General features: G+C 73.0%; 3 protein-coding genes. All 3 read left to right on the top strand.

All coding sequences use genetic code 11. The features are described from left to right. Window positions 1–6: 6 nt before the first annotated feature. On the top strand, window positions 7–825 hold the full coding sequence (locus AB0O00_RS34405) for a carbohydrate ABC transporter permease (protein WP_363658562.1): 819 nt from the start codon (window positions 7–9) through the stop codon (window positions 823–825). Window positions 826–855: 30 nt separating this feature from the next. Continuing rightward, window positions 856–2,322, top strand: coding sequence for a beta-glucosidase (locus AB0O00_RS34400; protein WP_363658560.1), 1,467 nt, complete (start codon window positions 856–858; stop codon window positions 2,320–2,322). 121 nt (window positions 2,323–2,443) lie between these two features. Continuing rightward, window positions 2,444–2,824, top strand: a 381-nt coding sequence (locus AB0O00_RS34395; RefSeq protein ID WP_363658558.1) for a LacI family DNA-binding transcriptional regulator, incomplete at its 3' end; no start/stop codon positions are given.

The following is a 2,824-nucleotide window of genomic DNA, read 5'->3' as shown; positions in this document are numbered from 1 at the left end:
CGCGGCCTGACCGGAGCGGGACCGCTCACGTACGCCGTGCTGATCGTCGTCGCCTTCCTCTCCCTCTTCCCGCTGTACTGGACCTTCGTCGGCGCCTCGACCTCCGGCGCCCGGATCGCGCAGACCCCGCCGCCGCTGCTGCCCGGCGGGAGCCTGTGGCACAACCTCGACATCGCGTGGAACGAGGTCCACATGGGCCGGGCGCTGCTCAACTCGGTCGTGGTGGCGGGTTGCGTGACCGCGAGCACGGTGCTGTTCGCGACGCTGGCTGGCTTCGCCTTCGCCAAGCTGCCGTTCCGGGGCCGCGGCGCCCTGCTCGGCCTGGTGGTGGCGACGATGACCGTGCCCGCCCAGCTGAGCGTCATCCCGCTGTACCAGATCATGGCGCAGCTGCACTGGACCGACCGGCTGCAGTCGGTGATCCTGCCCAACCTGGTGGCCGCGTTCGGGGTGTTCTTCATGCGGCAGTTCCTCGCGGAGGCGCTGCCCATCGACCTGGTCGAGGCGGCCCGGATGGACGGCGCGAGCAGCCTGCGGATCCTGTGGAGCGTGGTGCTGCCGATCGCCCGGCCCGGGATGGCCGTGCTCGGGATGCTGGTCTTCGTGCAGTCCTGGAACGACTTCTTCTGGCCGCTGATCGCGCTGAGCCAGAGCAATCCCACCGTCCAGGTCGCGCTGGCCGGTCTCGGCGGCGGCTCGTACGACTCCGACCAGGCCGTCATCCTCACCGGCTCGCTGCTCGGGACGGCACCGCTCCTGCTGGTGTTCGCCCTCCTGGGCCGGCAGGTCGTCGGCGGCATCACGGCCGGCGCGATCAAGAACTGACGCCCACTCCTACCGGAATGGAGAACAGCCATGACTTCCGTACGGACCGAGTCGGCCCCGGCCGATGTCTCCGTCCGCGACTTCCCGGCCGGTTTCCTCTGGGGAGCCGCAACAGCGGCGTACCAGATCGAGGGCGCCGTCGACGTGGACGGCCGGACCCCCTCGATCTGGGACACCTTCAGCCGCACCCCGGGCCGGACGGCCGGCGGCGACACCGGCGACCGCGCCACCGAGCACTACCGCCGCTACCGGCAGGACGTCCGGCTGATGAGCGAACTGGGCCTGGGCGCCTACCGGTTCTCGGTGTCCTGGCCCCGGGTGCAGCCGACCGGGCGCGGGCCGGCCGTCGAACGGGGCCTGGACTTCTACCGGCGCCTGGTGGACGAGCTGCTGGAGCACGGCATCGAGCCCGCGGTGACGCTCTACCACTGGGACCTGCCGCAGGAGCTGGAGGACGTCGGGGGCTGGCCGGCCCGCAACACCGCCGGTCGCTTCGCCGACTACGCCGCGCTGGTGGCGGACGCGCTCGGCGACCGGGTGCGCCTGTGGACCACCCTCAACGAACCCTGGTGCTCGGCCTTTCTCGGCTACGGCTCCGGGGTGCACGCGCCGGGCCGTACCGACTGGACGGCCGCCCTGCGCGCGGCCCACCACCTCAACCTCGGCCACGGCCTCGCGGTCGAGGCGCTGCGCGCAATCTTGCCCCGGGAGGCGCGGATCGCCGTGTCGCTCAACCTGCACGAGGTGCGGCCGCTCACGCAGTCCGCCGCGGACCGCGAGGCCGCCCGGCGGATCGACGCGGTGGGCAACCGCGTCTTCACCGGACCGATGCTGAACGGCGCCTACCCCGAGGACCTGCTCGCCGACACGGCACACCTGGTCGACTGGCCGGAGCTGGTCCACGACGGCGACCTGGCCACGATCGCCCGTCCGATCGATCTGCTGGGCGTCAACTACTACAACCCCACGGTGGCTTCGGCCCTGCCGGACGGGCAGGCCCCGGATTCCGCCGCCGCCGCGAGCGACGCGGGCCACGGCGACGGTGCCCAGTCCCCGTTCGCGGGCTGCGCCGACGTGCTGTTCCACCGCGCGCCCGGCCGGCGCACCGCCATGGGCTGGCCGATCGACCCGAGCGGCCTGTCCGACCTGCTGCTGCGCGTCCACCGCGAACACCCCGGGCTGCCGTTGATGGTCACCGAGAACGGCGCGGCCTTCGAGGACCGGCCGACGCCGGAGGGCGCGGTGCACGACCCGGAGCGCATCGACTACCTGCGCGGCCACCTCGACGCCGTCCGGCGGGCGATCGCCGCCGGCGCGGACGTGCGGGGCTACTTCCTCTGGTCGCTGATGGACAACTTCGAGTGGGCGTACGGCTACGGCAAACGCTTCGGCCTGTACTACGTCGATTACGCCACCCAGACCCGGACCGCCAAGGACAGCGCCCGGTGGTACGCGGAGGTGATCCGCCGCGGCGCCCTGCCCGACCCTCGTGCGTGAGGGTGTGTCGGATGCCTTGACGCTGGTCTTACAACCGACCAAGCTGGCAGGGGTGGTGGCCCGGCACGCATGACCGGTCCGGAGGTGGAGTTCCCGTGTCGAGGACCCCAGGACGGCCCCCATGCCCCCTCACACCCATGGCGACGACCCCGCTCCGACGCTCGCCGAGGTCGCCCGGCTCGCCGGTGTCTCCACCGCCACCGCCTCCCGCGTGCTGAACCGTTCCGCCCCGGTCTCCACCGAGGTGGCGGCCCGGGTGGAGCGCGCGGCGCGCGAGCTGGCGTACGTCCGCCGGCGGGCGGCCAGGGCCCGGGAGACGGGCGTCGTCGCCATCGTGGTCTTCGCGGACCCGTTGCAGTACCACGCGGACGCCTTCCCCGTACGGCTGCTGGCCGGGCTGCGGCGTTCCCTGCCGGGCGCGGAGCGGGAGCTGGCCGTCTTCACCGTGCCCAGGCGCTCCCGGCGGCCGCCGCTGGTGCGGTACCTGTGCGGCGGCCACGTC

This window comes from Kitasatospora sp. NPDC093558, from assembly GCF_040683475.1.
In the GTDB taxonomy this organism is placed as follows: Bacteria; Actinomycetota; Actinomycetes; order Streptomycetales; family Streptomycetaceae; genus Kitasatospora.
Note: the sequence above shows the minus strand (reverse complement) of the source record. Positions and strands in the feature narration are given on the sequence as shown.